This is a genomic window from Okeania sp. SIO2B3 (assembly GCF_010672525.1).
Lineage (GTDB): Bacteria > Cyanobacteriota > Cyanobacteriia > Cyanobacteriales > Microcoleaceae > Okeania.
On sequence record NZ_JAAHGH010000056.1, the window covers coordinates 1 to 18,957 of the forward strand.

Annotated in this window: 9 protein-coding genes and 1 pseudogene; 8 read left to right on the forward strand and 2 right to left on the reverse strand. The window is 38.3% G+C overall.

Annotation, left to right across the window (positions count from 1 at the left end; translation table 11 throughout):
* The first annotated feature begins 200 nt into the window (after nt 1–200).
* The 4 genes and pseudogenes from F6K15_RS25575 to F6K15_RS25590 all read left to right on the forward strand — a co-directional run bounded on the left by F6K15_RS25575 (nt 201) and on the right by F6K15_RS25590 (nt 4,299).
* Nucleotides 201–911: pseudogene (locus F6K15_RS25575) on the forward strand (IS1 family transposase).
* Nucleotides 912–1,945: 1,034 nt separating this feature from the next.
* Entirely contained in the window at nt 1,946–2,341 is a 396-nt protein-coding gene (locus F6K15_RS25580) for a response regulator (RefSeq protein ID WP_293066120.1), read from the forward strand.
* Entirely contained in the window at nt 2,338–4,002 is a 1,665-nt protein-coding gene (locus F6K15_RS25585) for a response regulator (RefSeq protein ID WP_293066122.1), read from the forward strand. Before F6K15_RS25580 ends, F6K15_RS25585 begins: the two co-directional genes overlap by 4 nt.
* A gap of 45 nt (nt 4,003–4,047) precedes the next feature.
* Entirely contained in the window at nt 4,048–4,299 is a 252-nt protein-coding gene (locus F6K15_RS25590; protein WP_293066125.1) for a hypothetical protein, read from the forward strand.
* A gap of 286 nt (nt 4,300–4,585) precedes the next feature.
* Here F6K15_RS25590 and F6K15_RS25595 read toward each other — a convergent pair whose 3' ends face one another.
* Entirely contained in the window at nt 4,586–5,509 is a 924-nt protein-coding gene (locus tag F6K15_RS25595; RefSeq protein WP_293066127.1) for a MauE/DoxX family redox-associated membrane protein, read from the reverse strand.
* A gap of 321 nt (nt 5,510–5,830) precedes the next feature.
* On the opposite strand from F6K15_RS25595, the gene F6K15_RS25600 reads away from it, so the two are divergent.
* Complete coding sequence (locus F6K15_RS25600) at nt 5,831–7,993, forward strand: NHLP bacteriocin export ABC transporter permease/ATPase subunit (protein WP_293066129.1); 2,163 nt, start codon at nt 5,831–5,833, stop codon at nt 7,991–7,993.
* 227 nt (nt 7,994–8,220) lie between these two features.
* On the opposite strand, the gene F6K15_RS25605 is transcribed toward F6K15_RS25600, so the two are convergent.
* On the reverse strand, nt 8,221–9,426 hold the full coding sequence (locus F6K15_RS25605; protein WP_293066131.1) for a transposase: 1,206 nt from the start codon (nt 9,424–9,426) through the stop codon (nt 8,221–8,223).
* Between the two features lie 334 nt (nt 9,427–9,760).
* Between F6K15_RS25605 and F6K15_RS25610 the strand changes: the two genes are divergently transcribed.
* From F6K15_RS25610 to F6K15_RS25620, 3 genes are all read left to right on the forward strand, one after another.
* A complete protein-coding gene (locus F6K15_RS25610) occupies nt 9,761–12,385 on the forward strand; it encodes a dynamin family protein (RefSeq protein WP_293066134.1) in 2,625 nt (874 codons plus the stop codon).
* A 472-nt stretch (nt 12,386–12,857) separates the two neighbouring features.
* Nucleotides 12,858–16,313 carry a molecular chaperone gene (locus F6K15_RS25615; protein ID WP_293066137.1) on the forward strand — a complete coding sequence of 1,152 codons (3,456 nt, stop codon included), beginning with the start codon at nt 12,858–12,860 and terminating at the stop codon, nt 16,311–16,313.
* Between the two features lie 280 nt (nt 16,314–16,593).
* Entirely contained in the window at nt 16,594–18,384 is a 1,791-nt protein-coding gene (locus tag F6K15_RS25620) for a hypothetical protein (RefSeq protein ID WP_293066140.1), read from the forward strand.
* Nucleotides 18,385–18,957: the final 573 nt, after the last annotated feature.

The window sequence follows — 18,957 nt, forward strand, 5'->3', positions numbered from 1 at the left end:
AATATTAAATTCATCAGTACTTTTAGATTCAATCAGCAAGTCCTATTTAATCAAACTAGATTTAACTCCATACTAAATCAGATTTAGATAGGTTACTTGTTGAGCTAGCAAATATTTTTCCAATATATTATAACTCAAACAAATAAATTCTTTAAACTGCTTACCGAATTATTAATTATTAATAATTAAATAATTCGGTAATGGAATGTCCAGAATGCCACAGCTACCATATCCATAAAAATGGTCATAGAAAAAGTAAGCAAAATTATATCTGTGTCAAGTGTGGCCGTCAGTTCATCACAGAATATCAACAGAGAGGATACAGTGATGATGTCAAGTGTAACTGCTTAAAAATGTATGTTAATGGCATGGGTTTTCGTGCCATAGAGAGAATTACAGGAGTTTCGCAGGACTTCGATTATGGATTGGGTTAAACTCGTGGGAACATTTCTACCAGATACTTACGAGCGCAGAAACTATCCCAGAGGTAGGAGAATTGGATGAATTGGAAACATTTGTGGGAAAAAAAAGAAAATCTGGCACAGGAGCTGCTTTCGACCATTTTCAAGCCGGGATTTTAGGTTGGGTAGTAGGTAACCATAGTGCAGAAACATTTATGGTACTATGACAGACTATTTCCTGGTGGCAATGTTACTTTTGGGTGAGTGATGGTAATCCAGTTTATACCAAATTTATTCCAGCAGGAGACCACATTGTTAGCAAGACTTACATGACCCGTGTAGAGGGAGAAAATACAAGTTTACGTCATAAATTCGCTAGATTACATCGCAAAACCTTGTGCTATTCCAAGTAATCATGAAATGTTAAAGCACTCAATTCGGCTACTGATTCATTACCTTAAGTTTAAAGAAGTCCCTGTTCCCACTATTTCCCTATATATTCATCCTTGAATCTGACAACGCCGCATAAGAGCGTGATAAAAAAACTTTCTCCTTCAACTCCAGTTCTTCTTCTTCCTTCTTAATTTCTTACCTCCTGACTTCCCCTCCACGGTCGGGGCCTGCGGGTGGTTTGACTCCTGACTCCTGAGGACTCCGTCGTTATTTATTTATAACTGTTCAACCGGACATGATATTATTCATAGAGTGTATTATGCTCAATCGCATGATTCAAAATGCTAATATTCATGTCCGGTTGAATAATTAGACTTTGGTGGAAGGAAGGCAGAGGGCAGCATAGCAGCTATGCTGTTTGCGTAGCATGACCTAGGAAAGGGTTTCTTCCAATTTTAACCTAATTCTATACACGCTCCGATGCTACCGGACATGATATAAGTCGGAAAGCTACAAAGTAAAAATCTAGTTGACTGCCACAAGTGGGAGCTTTTTCGCGATTCGCGTGCGCAATTTCTCTGGGAATAGCAACCTTCATGGAACAAAGCCGTTTGAGAAAATTAATTTTTCGCAGGATATTTTATGAAAAATCTGCCACCAAGTATATTAATCAGGACTTACGCAAATTGACTTTTAAATCACCATCTGTAGGGGCTAATACAGGGCAAACCCATCTAAATTCTGGAAACTTCTGCCGTTAAGCTTTAGAGGAGTAATAAGTATAAATATTCAAAAGTCTGGCATCTTTACCCTGTAAGAACTTCAAAATAAGATGCGTTTGCCCTGAGGGGCTAATAGTATTGGCGTTCCGCCAAGCTCCGAATTGGGCCCTCACCATAAGTAAAGTCTCTGAGTCAGTCCTGTTAATGTAGTACATCAGGATTTAGATTCTGAATTTCCAGAAGTTGCTAAAGTTAAATCACCAAGGAGGATATTAAAATCTCCTTCTATTTTTTGGTGTTGGTTGGCCAACGGTGAAGTACAATCCACTAGATATGATCCTCAAGGGTTTTATAATCAGGAATATAATTTTATATAAGTTGTAGTATATTTAACTTCCTAAAAAATTGGCCACTTACTCCTAGAATATTATGACTGAAGCAGCAATTCTGTGTGTTGATGATGAAACTGTTATCCTCGAAACCCTCCAGGAACAAATTAGCCGTCACTTTGGCGATCAATTTGTGTACGAGGCTGCCGAAAGTGCTGAGGAAGCCCTAGAAATTCTTGAAGAACTGGATGAAGAGGGGGTCAAAATTGTGGTGATTGTCTCTGACTGGCTGATGCCTGGAATGCGGGGGGATGAGTTTTTAGTTCAAGTCCATCAGCAATTTGGTGATATTAAAACAATTATGTTAACTGGGCAAGCTGATGAGTTGGCGATTCAACGAGCCAAGAAAGAAGCTAATCTGTACTCTTGTATATATAAACCGTGGCGGGAAGCAGAGTTGATTAAAATCATCACAACAGCTCTTGAGTCAGTATGAACGAACTAACAATTCTTTTAGTCGATGACGAACCGATGGTTTTGGAAAGTCTTTCTGAAGAATTACAACGAAACTTTGGTCAAAATTATGATATTGAAGCTGCTGAAAGTGGTGAAGAAGCGCTCGAAATTTTAGAGGAATTGCAGGCTGAAGGAATAGAAGTTGCTGTAGTGATTTCCGATCAATTAATGCCTGGTATCAAAGGAGACGAACTCCTGAGCAAGATTCATCTTCAGTATCCAGATATCTTGAAGATTATGCTGACGGGGCAGGCTGGAGTAGAGTCAGTAGGGAATGCTGTGAATTCAGCTAATCTCTACCGCTATATTACTAAACCCTGGGATACGACGGATCTCAATCTGACAATTAAGGAAGCACTCAGCAAGTACTTGCGGGTGAAACAACTTGAACGACAAAATGCTCAACTGCTGGAAAATGAACGTCGCCTGACTCAGTTTTTGGAGGCGATGCCAATTGGTGTCTCGGTTCACGATGTGACCGGGCAAATGACCTATGCTAATCAGAAAGCTAAAGAATTACTCAAATTAGACGTTTTACCCGATAGCAAGATTGAGCAACTTTCAGATATTTTTAAAGTTTATCGGGCAGAAACCAAACAATTGTATCCGACAAAAGAATTGCCGATAGTGCGTTCCTTGGCTGGAGAAACAGTTCATTCTGAAGATATAGAAATTCATTACCCGGATCGGATAGTCCCGATCGAAATCTCGACTACACCTATTCGGGATGAAACAGGCCAGATTTCTCACGCGATCGCCGCTTTCCAAGATATTAGCGGTCGTAAACAGGCTGAAGCGGAACGAGAGCAGTATACTAGAGAATTGTTTGAACTCAATGAAACCTTATCCCGGTTTGTCCCCCGTCAATTTCTCCAATCTCTTGCTCGCAAAAGTATCACTGATATTCAACTAGGGGAGTGCGTCCAGAAACAGATGTCAGTGTTGTTTGCTGATATCCGTGCTTTCACAACTCGTTCGGAACAGATGACTCCAGAAGATGCGTTTAAGTTTATTAATGGCTATCTCCGACGTATGGAACCTGCAATTATTGTAAATGGTGGTTTTATTGATAAATATATTGGTGATGAAATTATGGCACTGTTTGAAGGAAGTGCTGATTCTGCGGTAAATGCAGCAGTGACCATGTTGAAAATTCTCGCTGAATATAATTTAACCAGACAACGTCCAGACCGCCAACCCATCGAAATTGGTATTGGAATCAATACAGGGATGTTGATGTTAGGGACGGTAGGCGGTAACTCGCGTATTGATACTACTGCCATTGGCGATACTGTTAATCTTGGTTCCCGCCTCCAGCAGTTGACGAAAGTCTACAATACTCCACTTCTAATTTCTCATCATACTTTAGCTTGTCTGGAGGAACCGATGAAGTATGCCATGCGAGCGATCGCTCAAGTGCAAGTTAGGGGAAAATTTAGGAAAGTCGGGGTATTTGAGGTATTTGAGTACGAGCCTCATGACCAAAAACAAGCCAAATTGGAAACAAAGCCGATTTTTGAAGCAGCTGTTATCCAATACTATCAAGGAGCAATTGAGTCTGCAAAGTCTCTTTTTCATCAGTGTTTACAAAAAAATCCCGATGATTATGTTGCTCAAACTTATCTGCAACACTGTAATTAAGTAAGGAGTCAGGAGTCAGGAGTCAGGAGGCACGGAAGGAAGAGAATGAAACATCTCCTCCAAAAGAGGCAACAGGCAACAGGCAACAGGCAACAGGCAACAGGCAAGAAGGTTTGCCGGACTTTGTTACTATTAGTAAATAACCAACTTTTACTTGATATCTCATTTGAAAACGCTATAGATACTAATCATAGCTTTTACAGCGTATTCCATATTAGTACACCAGTCGCGGGCAAGATGCCCGCACTTGCATTCACTTTACCATTCATATTTGTACCTCATATCATGTCCGGTTGAATAATTAGACTTTGGTGGAAGGAAGGCAGCTATGCTGGAGGCAGGAGGCAGAAAGTTTTCTCCTATTGTTACCTTAATTTTATACACGCTCCGATGCTACCGGACATGATATCATTTACCTTTACAGCGCTTTTCAGATTGATAAACCACATCGCTACAACCAAAACTCTGTAAGGGCGTTTTGCTCCGCAACATATAAAGCGGAGCTTTGCGTTAGCAAATGCCATTCGCCCCTACTGTGGTTTACCCAAATGAAAACTGCTGTAAATGCGATAAATTCCTAAACTCAATTATAACTATTTTCTCCCTGATTAATTTTATTAATAAACCACATCGGCATTAACCCAATCCATTTTTCTTGAATAACTCCATCTTGCAAAACAACTGCTGTAGGTACTACCTCTATCTTCAATTTTTTATAAAATCTTTTATCTACTGCAACAACGGGAAAATTCAAAAAATAACTATCTACAAAAGCTTGGCCTTCTTGAAGATTTTCAGTATCTATTAATCCTACTATTGCTGGTAAATTATCTTGCCATTGTACTAACTTCAACACACCTAACCAATGTTTACATTGAGAACATTCAGGATTCATAAATACCACAATTACAGACCCAGAAATTAGAGGTTTTGAATCTTCTCCCAACCATTCTACCTGCCATTTTCTGTTTTCTTGTAATGGGGTAAAATCAAGATACGGACGACCATTTTTTTGCATATATTCTAGGGAGCCAGCAGCTAAAGCATAGCTAATTATAAAAGTTATTAATACTACTAGCCATTGCCACAAAATAGTAGGTTGATATTGACCAAAAAATTCAGCAAATATTAACATAAAAATATAAATAGCATTGAGAATTAAACTTTGGGTAGGAGTAATTTCTAACCAACCGTTATAACAACCACAATCTTCAGTTTTACCAGTTAATGTACTCCAGTAAGTAAGCATTGATAAACTAAGTAATAATAAAATACTTACAGGCATAATTACTGTTGGTAAAACTCCCAAGATTAAAGCAACTCCTAAAGCTGATTCAATAGCAGTAAATACGAGGGAAATAGGTATGATTAATTTAGGATTTATTAAATCTAGTTTGGCAATATGTTGGATAAATTTCCAAGGTTCTATAATTTTGGCAATACCAGTCAATAGGAAAATACTGCCAACTATAATTGAGGCGGTAGAAGCTAAGATAAATAATATCATATTCTAGATTTTTTCTACTACTAAGATTGATGTTTTGCTAAATGATAATTACTATAATTTATAATAATATCATGTCCGGATAATTAAGAGGATATCTGAAAAGTTTTTTGATACTGAATTTTGCCCCCCTACCCCCCCAACTTTGGGGGGAACAAGAGTCAATTTGCTTGCTCTAGTCCCCCAAAATTGGGGGATGCGCGGGAGCTTGGATGTAGAAAATGGGACTTCTCAGACAACCTCTAACTATAAAAAACCTTCTCCCTTTGAACCTTTCTTTCCCTTCTGCCCTCTGCCTTCTGCCTTCTGCCTTCCTTCCACACTATGAATCAAAATCTAAACCAACAAAAGACACAAGAAGCACTAATAGAATTAGCATCAGTGCTGCAACCGGAATTCAGTCAAATACCCCAAACAGGTACTCCCCTATTAATTGCTTTCGGTATAGTCGCCAGAGCATTAGGCATAACCGTTAATTATACACCAAAAATAGAAACCGAACTAACAGAAGCAGAATGGGAAGACCCCATAGAAGCGATCGCTAGTGCCTCCCACATTCGCACCCGTCGCGTCACTCTCACAAATAAATGGTGGCAACAAGACTGCGGACCTCTGTTAGCATACAACGAAGCAAAAAATCGACCAGTTGCCCTACTAAAAGCAACAAACTATGAAATTTTTGACCCCATAGAATTGACCCGCATTCCACTCAACCAGACTACAGCTCAAGAATTAGCATCAATAGCTTACACCTTTTACCGCCCTTTTCCCAATAGAGATATTCTAGCCTTCGACATCTTCAAATTAGCCTTTAGAGGTAGATTTAAAGATTTACTAACAGTTGCCATCACTGGGGTCATAGCTACCTTATTAGGAATGTTGACACCAGTAGCTACAGGTATCATCATTGATAATGCTATTCCCGATGCCAACGAAAAATTATTAATAGAAATAGGTCTGGGTTTGTTAGCTGCCAGTTTTGGAGTCAGCATATTTCAATTAACTCGCGGTTTTGTCACTCTCAGATTAAAAACCATATCTAGCTCCACCATTCAAGCAGCAATATGGGACCGACTCCTCAAACTTACACCTGCCTTTTTTCGCGAATATTCCACAGGAGACTTAGAAAACCGGGTTTCTGCTATCAGTCAAATTCGCGAACGACTCACTAGCACTATCCTCACAACAATATTCACCAGTTTTTTCTCCCTACTGAATTTAATATTACTATTCATCTATAGTTTTCCCCTTGCTCTCATCGCTTTTGCCATTGCTTGTCTCACCAGTCTTGTCACCTTGTGGTCAGGAGCGATCGCCAGTCAAAAGTTACGCTCCTTTAAAGAAATATCGGGAGAAATATTTGGTTTGACAGTGCAACTCATTGGTGGAGTCTCAAAACTGCGAGTTGCTGGTGCCGAAGAACGTGCTTTTGCTTATTGGGCAAAAAAATACAGCCAACAAACAAGACTAATGCTTGGCAACCAACTTATTGAAGACTTAGTTACTGCGTTCAACACAGCTCTACCAACTGTAAGCTCTATTTTACTGTTTACATTAACTGTTTATTTAATTCAAACACAGGAAACAGGTTTATCCATCGGCACATTTCTAGCTTTTAACACTGCATTCGGTACATTTATTAGTGGAGCGACAAACTTAAGCAAAACCATCGTCAATATTATAGAAATCACAATATTATGGGAACGCGCTCAACCTATTTTAACAGAAACACCGGAAGTAGACATCAACAAATATGACCCAGGGCAACTTTCCGGTAGGATAAAACTAGATCGTCTTAGTTTTAGATATCGTCCAGACAGTCCACTTGTTGTTGACGATATTACTATTGAAGCACAAGCAGAAGAATTTATTGCTATTGTCGGACCTTCTGGCAGTGGAAAATCAACTATTGTACGGTTACTATTAGGATTTGAAACACCAGCAGCAGGAACTATTTATTATGATGGACGAGACTTATCAACCTTAGATGTATCAAGAGTGCGACGACAGTTAGGGGTAGTGTTGCAGAATGTACGACTCAATAGTGCTTCTATTTTTGAGAATATTGCTTGCGGGGCGTTAGTAACGGTGGATGACGCTTGGGAAGCGGCTGAAATGGCAGGTTTTGCAGATGATATCGAAGAAATGCCAATGGAAATGAATACTATTGTGTCTGAGGGAGGGGGAAACTTATCTGGTGGTCAACGTCAACGGTTATTAATTGCGCGAGCGTTGGTTTTGAAACCGAGAATTTTGATTTTTGATGAGGCGACAAGTGCTTTAGATAATCGTACTCAAGCCATAGTAACTGAGAGTTTAGAGCAGTTGGGGGTAACTAGGATAGTTATTGCTCATAGGTTGAGTACAATTCGTAATGCTAACCGAATTTATGTTTTGCAAAGGGGAAAAGTTATACAGCATGGGAGTTTTGAAGAATTGGCAGAGCAGGAGGGGTTGTTTGCTAATTTGATGGCACGACAGATGTAATAGAGTTGTTGGTAAATGTGGAATGGGCATTTTGCCTGTTCCAAGCGTGAAAAAAGAATGCTTAACTTAAGTGACACTTCAATTATTGGCATTTCATAAATGCTGGATAATTTTAATAATTTTGTGGAATAGGCATCTTGCCTGTTCCTATTGCCTGTTCCTAATATTTTCACCGCAGGCAGGATGCTCACCGTACGAAAAAAACTGTAGAAAATCGATCTGAGCTTTTATCTTGATATTGGATTAACCAATACAGGCTGTACGGCACAGCTCACTATTCTCTCGGCAGTAAATGCCCCTGGGAATTTCTTTCTCATAATTTGAAGACTGCCATTGATATCGGCATTAATCACTTTACCAGTTCCACTCCTGAATAAACCGCGTTTGACTCGTTTACCTACATATTTTTCATGTTTAATTGGTTGCTCAAGGTCAAGTGCAGAAGTTTTACTGGTGTAACTTTCTTCCGTTTCCATGACTTTGATACCAGCTAGTTGACATTTATAAGTTATCTGTTCAATTAGCTTATAGTGCGGTATTTGGGTAAAGTTTTGGTTGTTTTTTTTGCCGAGCTTTGCACCTTGTTTCCAGTTATCATTTTTGCCTATGACTACAGTACCAATATTATTTGTGGTTAAATACTCAACCACTAAGAAACTGGTATTATGCAAATAATTCTCCACAAAACGATTTCGGTGATAGGTTAACGCTTCAATCTTACGGCTAGTTTTTCTGTTGCCTTGGAGATGACTTTGGTACTTAGCTTTACGCTTGTTATATAACTGATTGACGCTTTTTAGTGGCTTCCCATTAATCAGCAGTGGTTTAACACCAGGCTTATTTGTAGATAGAGCAACTAATCTGTCAATTCCTAAGTCTATTCCAGCTACAGATGTTGAATGTATTTGTGGCTGATTTGTTTTTTCATATACAACTTCAATTATATAGCAGGCAGTAGCAGGTACTATCCTCACTTCGATTACAGTATCCACAACTACAGGTATTTTGATTTCACTCATGGATAAGTGACAAATACCATCTTTTAGACTTGCTTTATAGACTGATTCCTTTGAATATATAACTACATTTCTACCTTTGGTTTTGTCTTTATACTTTGGTATTTTGGGTTTACCTAAAAACTTACAGGGATGTTTTGACCATTCAATGATTGCCTGAAAATAACCACGCCAAGTGGCAACCAAGCATTTGATTATTTGTTTTGATACCTTGGTTGGTAAGGCTCTGTAAGCATCACTATCTTTGGTTGCATGGTATAGTTTGGTTAAATCCAGACTTGAGGAGCACTTGAAAAAATGCTGACGACAATAATAATTAGCCAAATTATATAAGTTTTTTGACTTAAAGGCTAACTCATCACACACTCGCCAAAAGTTATGTGTTCGGTTAATAATATGTCTGTCAACAAGTCGCATTCAGATGAATTATTTCAATAGCTTTAGTTACCTATTTAATATTAACACACTTTTCTACAAATAGCAACTACTTTCTACAATTTTTATTCAACAACTAATTACCCCACTGAGACTAATTCCCATACATTATTGCTATACTTCGGCAGTACTTCAGTTGTTAACTAATCAGCACAAGCAAAATCACTTTTTTTGCTAATTTCAGCTAAGTTAATGTTAATTATTCTTATGTTTACTTCTCCCCCACTCCCCCACTCCCCCGAAATGCGAAAATGTAACAAACATTTATCAAATAGGTATTATTCCCGTTGCACAAAGAAACTCCTAATGTCGAGATGTGTTCGTTGAACAAGGTACATATACGGTACTTGCGATTTCTAGAAAATTGGTAGAAAATGGTATTAAAATATGTCAAAAAAACTATCCAATGGTACAAGAACAACTGCACCGACTCAAAGAATATGGAGATTCAATTATCCAAGGGATAGATTCATTATCCCAACAACAACCCCTGCCAGATTGGATACCCCCAGAGCTTAACAACAATTTACAAAAAGTTGAACAAGCAGCCAAAAAAACTATTGAACTTGCATCTTCCCCAGTAAAAATTGGTTTAATGGGAGAATTTAGTAGTGGGAAAACCTTATTACTCGGAAGCTTAATTGGATACGCTGATGGTTTACCAGTAAGTGAAAATCCTACCACAGGAAATGTTACAGCTATTCATCTAGACCCAGTTCAGTCAGAAGACTTGCACAAGACAGAATTTGGGGAATTTATGATTAAATATCTGTCTCATAATGAGGTCAAAGAATGTCTGGATTATATGCTTGAAAAAGCAGCAGAGAAAGCGAAACAACCTCCAGATACCCTCAAGAAATTTACTACTACAAATATAGAGATTAACAGCATCCTGGGATGGTGTAAACAAACCTGGGAGGCGAGTCAAAATAAAGAATTACGTTCTCTACTACGGGAAGTGGTGAGGTTTTTGCTTGCTTATCAAGTGTATGGCCAAAATATCTGCGATCGCCTCTATCAAGTTGATATGGCCACAGCTCAAGATGGACTAAAATTAAAACTCCCACCAAATGTTCTGGAACTCGACTTTCAAGAGTTAGTCGTTGCTCCTCAACCTTGGCAAAATCCTGCTAAACCATCCGCTGAAGACTTAAAAAACAGTTTCTCTTTAATTCGTCGAGTAGATGTAACAGTTAAAGTGTCAAAACAAATCTGGGATTTGTCCGCTCTGGGGGAAAATCAAGAGTTTGTTTTGCTAGATTTTCCCGGACTAGGAGCAGCTAATTCTGGGGTGAGAGATGCTTTCCTGTCTTTGCGGGAACTCAAAGAAGTGCAAACAATTCTGCTTTTGTTGAATGGTAAGCATCCTGGGGGAGAGACTGCTGATAAAATTCGTACTATGATGGAGCGAGACAGGGGGGGACAAGACCTAAAAGACCGGATTTTAGTGGGAGTCGGTCGTTTTAACCAACTACCATTATCGGAGGGGGATAAGGAAACTCTTGAGGATTTAGCTGAGGAATTAGCTCTACTAAAAGAAGAAGATGTGCTAAACAAATTGAGTGTTCTTGAATCGACGATGACAGGTGCTAAGGGTTTGACTACTAAACCAGAGAGAGTTGTACTGTTGTCACAAATGTCAGCTTTGAAGGAGTTGACACAACGTTCAACTACTTTGGAAGTATGTTCTCAAGACTTTATGCTGGAAATACAAAATTATCAGGATGATATAGCTCCCACATGGCAACAGTTAGCCGAAATGATGTTGGATTCTAGTTCAGCGGGTGTTTTACAGCGACAACTAAAGGATTTTGTATATGATGGAGGTGTAAAGAGGTTGCGAACGCTAATTATAGACCATGTAAAAGCTTACGGTTTGAAGCAACTAGAAGAAGATACTGGCCATCAAGCTCGTGTTTGTCAAAAGCACCAGTATGAACTGAAGGAAGTATTAAAGAAAATTCCTGAATATATACCAGATTCTGACAGTCAAACTTTTATTGCACTATGTCAAACCATTGAAGAAGTTTACAATGTCTACACTCGTTTGAGAATAGATTTGAAGAAGAAAACACTACAAGATGAGATTACTGAGGTAGTGAAAGAGGAAGTAACTAATGAAATATTCTTTAAATGGAATGAGTGGAGTTTACTTTTTGATAAAACCAAGGATGGGATAGTGTCTATAGAAGATGAGGAAATAATACTTCTTGGTGATTATGAACTAGAAGATGATGAGAAGACTCCCTCTAAGAGTGAAGATTTTGAGTTAACCTTTAAGAATAGTGTGGAAAAACTGGAGAAGTTGGCTCGCGATCGTATTAAAGAAGCAGTTACAGAACTATTCACTAAATTATCTGGAGAACTCGCACCTCAACGCCAAAAACTTCAGGAAATTTTGCCACTTGACATGAGAGAGGAAATCAAGAAAAATATCAGGGAAAATTTTGGTAAAAGAGAAGCAAACTGTTTTACAACTCTCTCCCAGGTTAACGATCTAAGTCAATATTGGAAACCGTTTGTTCTTCAGAAAAGTAAGCTTGAGGATGATACTCTAACTATAGATGCTGATAGCATATTTCCTCTAGCTCGTGCAGAAAAAGAACATCAAAAAGGTCAAGTGTTTGACTGGAATCCTGACAGAAGAGAAAGAGACCAGACTGAACCGAGACCATTTAACAATCAAATTCTAGTGCTAAGATTACGAAATGAAATTAATAATTCTTGTATGCAGCTACAGCTAGTAGAATATGTAGGGAAGATGACTAAGAAAGTGAATGATATTTTGAACAGGATTCTAAATCAAGAAGTTCCCCGCTTAAACGCTATTTCTAGAAACGAAGCACTGTTGAAGTATATAGCAGCAGATGAGTTAGAAACTAAAACACCTCTGTGGTTACAAAATCTATCTCAAATTGCATCAGTTGAAGTTAAGCGATAGGTATTTTTAGGGAACAGGAAACTGACTAAAAAATAGGCGTTGCATATTTGTGGGATGAATTAGTGTAGGGAGTGTGGGGAGTATGGGGAGTGTGGGGAGTGTGGGAGTGAAAGATTCATCCCAAGGTTTCAGGAACGCCAAAAAATCATATATCAAGCTTCCGTTCTGCTAAACTTACCCAAACTTACCCATGCCGGAATTGCATGAGCTTTGTAGGGGCGAACGGCCGTTCGCCCCTACTTCCTGTCTCACAGAAGACCACTGATTTTAAGGGAATAAAAAAATAAACTTCAGTAATTTACTGTTGATTTATGCAGCAGCAGGTTAACATATTATTATCTGTTAAACTGCAATATTAATTGACATCGATCTATCCCCACTAATCCTCCTTTGAAAGGGGGTAACAAGAAAAAAAAAGGGGATAGGGAGTGCGGGTTTCGTGCAAACGTAAAAATAAAGAGGAAGATAAATAATGTCTCTAAAAATTGAACTACTAACAAGTTTTGTCTTAAAAACTCAACCAACCAACAATGAACTATTACTACTTCCGGTCATTGAACTAACTCCTTCAAATGACAATATTCCCCATATATCTATTGTTAGTATATCTGTTGAAGGACAACCACCAGAACTGGCAACAAAGATAAAATCTGCTTACAGTCAAGTTATGGCGAATCCACCAATTAAAGTTTCAGCACCTCAAAAATTAAAACAATATAATTGCGAGTTAGAGGAACCTCTACCTACAGATGTTAACTGTACTTTAACAGTAGAAATAGAATATTTTGATTCTGATGCTCAGGGTAATCCTAACCTTTCCCAACCCCAACAATTGAAAGCTAAGTGCCACATTATCTCTCATTCTGAAAGCTCACCCCCAGCACCTACAGCTATTCCAACTAAATCACCGATAGTTGCTCCAAGTTCATCACCTACAGCTATTCCAACTAAATCACCGACAGTTACTCCAAGTTCATCACCTACAGTTACTCCTTCATCAGAAGGCAAGCATCCTGGTTGGTTAGCAATTGATTTTGGCACAAGTAATACAACTGTTACCTTATTCGATCCTAAAGTTCAAGTATCTCCAAAGAATTTACCAAGAGAACAAGAAATGAAGTTGCGCAAAAGTTTAGCTGAGTGGTTAAATAACAAACCAATAGATACTAAACCAGGTGTAGTTACACAAGATTGGGAAAATGAGTGGAAAAAGTTAATAACAGAAATTAGCAGGGAATTGCCAAACATAAACGATACCAACCAAAGTAATCTAGGAAGCCAAATCTTTTTAGGAACAGATATTAAATACTTATTGGAAGGGATTCGCCTTATAGAAGTTGGTCTATACCAACGTCAAGAATGGTTTCGCCGTTCTGCTAGTAAAGCACTTAATCGTATTTATCACGAAGTGTTTCGGGTTCCACCGTTGGAGTGGCAAAGTTTAATTCCAGTAGAACTTGATGAAATTACCAAACTTAGCGAAATTCCTAGCGAGTTAGAAATAGAAAGTATTGAATCAGATTCAATTAAAGTAATTATGGGAAGACGAGCTAAACAAAATAGATTAGATGCTATCGCTCAAAACCAAGACATAACAGGTAAATTTCACCACTCACCCAAACGCTATCTAGGTCAACCTAGCTCGCGACTAATTAATGTCAACTTAGATGGCAACAGTAAGGAGATTAAAGCAGAAGAACTGGTGCAATCTGCTTTTCGTTATCTGATTCAATCAACTTCAGAGTATTGCGCTCGCAACTCAGATCGACTTTCTGAAGGTCGCTTTAATAATGCAGTGATTACTTACCCGACTATAGCACCTCCCAGAGTGCGCCAGGAAATCAAAGAACTGGTGGAAAAACTGGGTATTAAGAATGTGGAGATGGCTTATGATGAAGCTGTATCCGTAGCCATCTTTTTCCTATGGCGAGAGTTTGGTGGAGACTTGAATGTAGGGATTGAATCTTTGAAAACCAGGTGTCGTCGCTATGGAGACCAATGGACGCAAAATATTTTAGTGTTGGATATTGGTGGGGGAACTACCGATTTAGCTTTAATCGACTTCACACTTGAAGAGATAGAAGTTTTCAAGGGTGATGAAGACCGAGGTTCTGGAGGACGCTATTATAAACTGACTCCCCAACTTTTAGGTTCTTCTGGTCATTTACATTTGGGTGGGGAACAGATTACTCTCAATATATTTCGCTTGCTCAAGGTTGCTATTGCTGACTGTTTACTGACAGCGGTGCAAGCAGGAAATATTGAATCAGATATATTGAGAAATCAGTTAGATGGCCTGGATGAAAAATTCCTGAATAATAATCATGAGTTTGAAAGTGGCAATTTATTAGCTTTTGTGGATAAGGATAATCCGGAAACTGATGCTACTTATAAGGATGCTTTAGATACTGCGAATAAAGTTTTACCAACTCGCTGGAAAAATGCAAATTCATCAGCTCCTCAGCAAGTATTTTACACTCTTTGGGAATATGCAGAAGAGGCTAAAAAATCAGTATTGACCAAGGGTAAAACAGATGAATTTGTGGAACCTACTTTTGTGTTAGAGGGGCAGAAAATAACTGAATTATTGGCGTCAACAAATTTAGAGCTACAAGGTGATGGAGTTAATAATTTAAGTGTAAGTTTAACTTTAAGTCAGTTAGAAAAAGCTGCTAAACCTGTAATAAAGGAAGCAGTTGGTATTGCTAAAGGGTTGGTAGAAAGTGGTTTGTCAAGACAAGAAAAATCTCAAAATTCTGATAAAAAAGAACAATTAGATTGGTTGATTTTGTCTGGAAAAACCTGTGGTCTTTATTTAGTAGAAGAGGAACTTTATCAAGAATTTAATAAGTCTCAATCAGAACGTTTTATTTGGAACTCAGAAAAAATTACTTTTGTCCCAGAATATACTAAGTTAGCAACTTCCGCAGGAGCGTGTTATGCTCAAAACCTACGACAATTCATTTTTGATCCGAAAGAATCTAAACCATTGCTCAGAAAAGGGGCAAACCAACTTTACATTGATGTCAAAAATTTGCTTTATTTTTTGCCATGTTCTTTTACTCTAAGGACTATAGATGGTAACTTAACTATTTTTAAAGCAGGTGAACAACTTTATCAACTTGACGCCAAAGAGTCAGTAGCGAGAGTACGCAGCGAACAACCCGATGGAAAACTCTATGGAGCACAATTAACAATTGTGATATACCGAAAAGATTTTGAAGATAAGGAAGAACAACTATGGGGTAGTTATGATGCTCAAGAATTGCAAAAAAATTTGGAAATGACAGAAAAGGAATTTAACAGCAAAATTAAAGTTGAATTTGAAATTGACCAAGAACTAAATATTAAGTTATTTTTCTGTCAAGGTAAACCCCACTATTTAATTTCTAATTCCGATAATATTTCCAGTCTTAATGCTGCGGACGTTACCAAAATTTCTCCATTAATTTCTGAGGGTAGAGTGATGTGCAATATTGCTGTGAATGTAATTGAGTCTTCAATAGCAATGAAAACAGATGCTCATACACTTGTATTTGATAAGGAGAAAGATTATAGTCAGCATCAGGAAGTTTTTCAATATGATGGGGATAATAATTCTCCAGAAATTGGGATAATTAGTCAACCTTTACCTCCAGTTCCTTTGAGTGGAGAATATAGTTTTTATTTCCAATCCCCCGATCCAAATACCGATAAATGGGAACTTATTGGGAAGTTCAAACTTGAGACTAAAACTGAGTATCCTTGTAACTATTATGTGAGTTTGGATAGTAAGGGTATTTTACGATTACATGAGGGAACAGTTCCCTATTGGAAATCGAATAACTGGGAATGTCTAAAGCAGGAAGGATATGTTTTTGAGGATGAGTTACAATATCAACCAAATAAGATAGAAGAAAAGAAGAATCCATTTTCAGGAATACATTAAATTCAGTTATCAGTTATCAGTTATCAGTACGTGTTTGAGACAATTACAGCAAATTCCAAGCATAAGAAGTACAGTTCTTAAAAATTAAATGTTCCCAGTGCGAGCATCTTGCTCGCTTTGGGGTGTACCCCACCAAGGTGGAACCCGTTGTATCTGAAAACGCAACTGCTGATAACTATTAGACATCTCCTCCAAAAGAGGGAGTAGGGACGTTGCATACAACATCCCTACAGAGTAGGGTCAAATAATTTTAGCAAACTGTTGTAGAGAAAATGTTTTTATGGAACACTTGAGTAATTTATTAAATAAAAAAGATTCGGATTTATCATGGGTACTGCGTTTGAGTTTGCGGGGAATGGCAGCTCAACTCAAAGAAGCGATCGCCAAATACACAACAGACTCAGGAGTACAAGAATGTCAAGCATTACTAAAGGAACTTGATTCACTTTTGAAACCAACACTAATAAACGAAGAGAAAATTCAAGAAACTAAGTTCGATGATGCGTTGATACCTATAACTCCTCCGTCTGAGAATGAAGAGAGTTCACCAGGGAAAACTCCACTTGAACCAATACAAAATCAGGAGAAACAAGAAACTAACTCCTCAGAAACAAACGATCTGTTGCCCCCTATATCATCAAACGATGGGTTGGAACCAATACCATCTCCCCCTGAGAATGAACAGAAACTAATTGGTCTCCAAGAAGTTTTGCTTGCTGACAACAAAATAAAAGATTCGGATTTAGGGTGGGTACTGCGTTTGAGTTTGCGGGGAATGGCAGCTCAACTTAAAGAAGCGATCGCCAAATACGCAACAGCTCCAGGAGTACAAGAATGTCAAACATTACTAGAGGAAATTGATTTACTTTTGGAACCTTCATTGGAACCAATACCATCTCCCCCTGAGAATGAATTGAAACTAATTCATCTCTGGAAACTTTTGCTGACTGACAACAAAATAAAAGATTCAGATTTAGGATGGGTAATGCGTTTGAGTTTGCGTGGAATGGCAGCTCAACTCAAAGAAGCGATCGCCAAATACACAACAGCTCCAGGAGTACAAGAATGTCAAACATTACTAGAGAAACTTGATTCACTTTTGGAACCTTCAGAAGCAAACAATAGGTTGATACCCATACCACCAAAGGAACCGTTGTCACCTATACCACCTCCTCCTGAGAATGAAATGAAAATTCGTCTCCGGGTAGTTTTCCTTACTGACAACAAATTATCAGAGTATGTCGGTGCAGTTGAGTTAAATAGTAACAATGTTTCTGATTTGTGGCAGGAACTACAATGTCTGCTGCTGCGACTTCCAGAATCAGAGGCAAATAGGTGGCAAAACCAAGCCTTGGAGTTAGCATTGAAGGTGGGAGGTGAGAAAGAAGAGCGATCGCTTATCCCACTACCTTCTACTAAAGATGAAATATTGTATCCCGGTCTCACTGGTAAATTGAAAGCTCAAGGTTTATGCTTATCAACTCAGGAAAAATTAGACTCACGACTGACACAGACAAATTTACCAGAGGAACTGTTGTTCCTAGCAAAAGTTATTTCTTTATATCTTAAATTTATTGAACTCGACCCCCAAATACATCATGCTTTGAAGGCAGTCGATCGCTTTGGTGTGAGGTGTTTGAGTTTAGACTCAGAGCAAAAGTCTAAGTATATTAATGCTTTGATCGACCGTTTCCAGCGAGCAGTAACTACAGAAGAGAGTGGTGATATCCTGAAAATTCTGGAAGCTAGAATAGACCTAGATGAAGCGATACATTCTTTAGTGTATGTACCACCAGTTCCTCGTGATTCTTGGTGGGGAAAATTGCAAAAGGAATGTCGGGATACACTAGCTGTTATCAGCACTCGCGCTCAAAATGCTGGTTATCAAGTGAGAATTCGTCCTTTATGGGGGTCTTATGCTGATATTTTCAGTTATTCCCAGAATAAGAATAATGATTTAGAACGCGATAGTGGGGGTACTCCAGGGGAAGTTTTGGCTTGTTTGCGAGTATATGCAAAGATTCAAGAGGAAGTATTGCCAGGTAGAGTTTTATTTAGAGGTCAGAGGTAGCAAAATGTTCCAGAAATAAAAGGGGTTCATTAATTGATAATGGATAATGGATAATTACCTCTGGTTAAAACCGAGAGGATTGAACATAAGGAAATATTATATCATGTCCGGTTGAACAGTGATAAATAAATAACTACGGAGTCCTCAGGAGTCAACCCACCCCTAACCCCTCCCAGGAGGGGAGGGGAAGTCAGGAGTCAGGAGGGAAGAAAGAAGAACTGGAGTTGAAGGAGAAAGTTTTTTTATAACTAATTATCCGGACATGATATTATTTCTTTTTTTCCCCTTAAAAGGGGAGGCTTTAAACCAGAATTATTTAATTATTAATTATTAATAATCCGGTAATGCTTCAACTGAGACACGAGCTAAAATCAGCAAGTCGTTATTTTACCAGGTATTGAAACTACTGAATTTTCTTCCTGTCTTTCGTACTACATTTTGTCGTGCAGAATGTGGATTAAAAGAGACCCGGCTTCGCACATTTATCGAAAGAAGCCGGGTTTTATACCAATTTGAAAAAAGAATGTTACAAATAGTTTCAAACTTTAGATGTCGAATAATTTGCTGAAATTA

Excerpts from the sequence above, each read along its gene's own strand:
- F6K15_RS25595 (WP_293066127.1), bottom strand. The coding sequence starts at position 5,509 with ATGATATTATTTATCTTAGCTTCTACCGCCTCAATTATAGTTGGCAGT.
- F6K15_RS25615 (WP_293066137.1), top strand. The coding sequence starts at position 12,858 with ATGTCTCTAAAAATTGAACTACTAACAAGTTTTGTCTTAAAAACTCAA.
- F6K15_RS25585 (WP_293066122.1), top strand. The coding sequence starts at position 2,338 with ATGAACGAACTAACAATTCTTTTAGTCGATGACGAACCGATGGTTTTG.
- F6K15_RS25600 (WP_293066129.1), top strand. The coding sequence starts at position 5,831 with ATGAATCAAAATCTAAACCAACAAAAGACACAAGAAGCACTAATAGAA.
- F6K15_RS25605 (WP_293066131.1), bottom strand. The coding sequence starts at position 9,426 with ATGCGACTTGTTGACAGACATATTATTAACCGAACACATAACTTTTGG.
- F6K15_RS25580 (WP_293066120.1), top strand. The coding sequence starts at position 1,946 with ATGACTGAAGCAGCAATTCTGTGTGTTGATGATGAAACTGTTATCCTC.
- F6K15_RS25590 (WP_293066125.1), top strand. The coding sequence starts at position 4,048 with ATGAAACATCTCCTCCAAAAGAGGCAACAGGCAACAGGCAACAGGCAA.
- F6K15_RS25620 (WP_293066140.1), top strand. The coding sequence starts at position 16,594 with ATGGAACACTTGAGTAATTTATTAAATAAAAAAGATTCGGATTTATCA.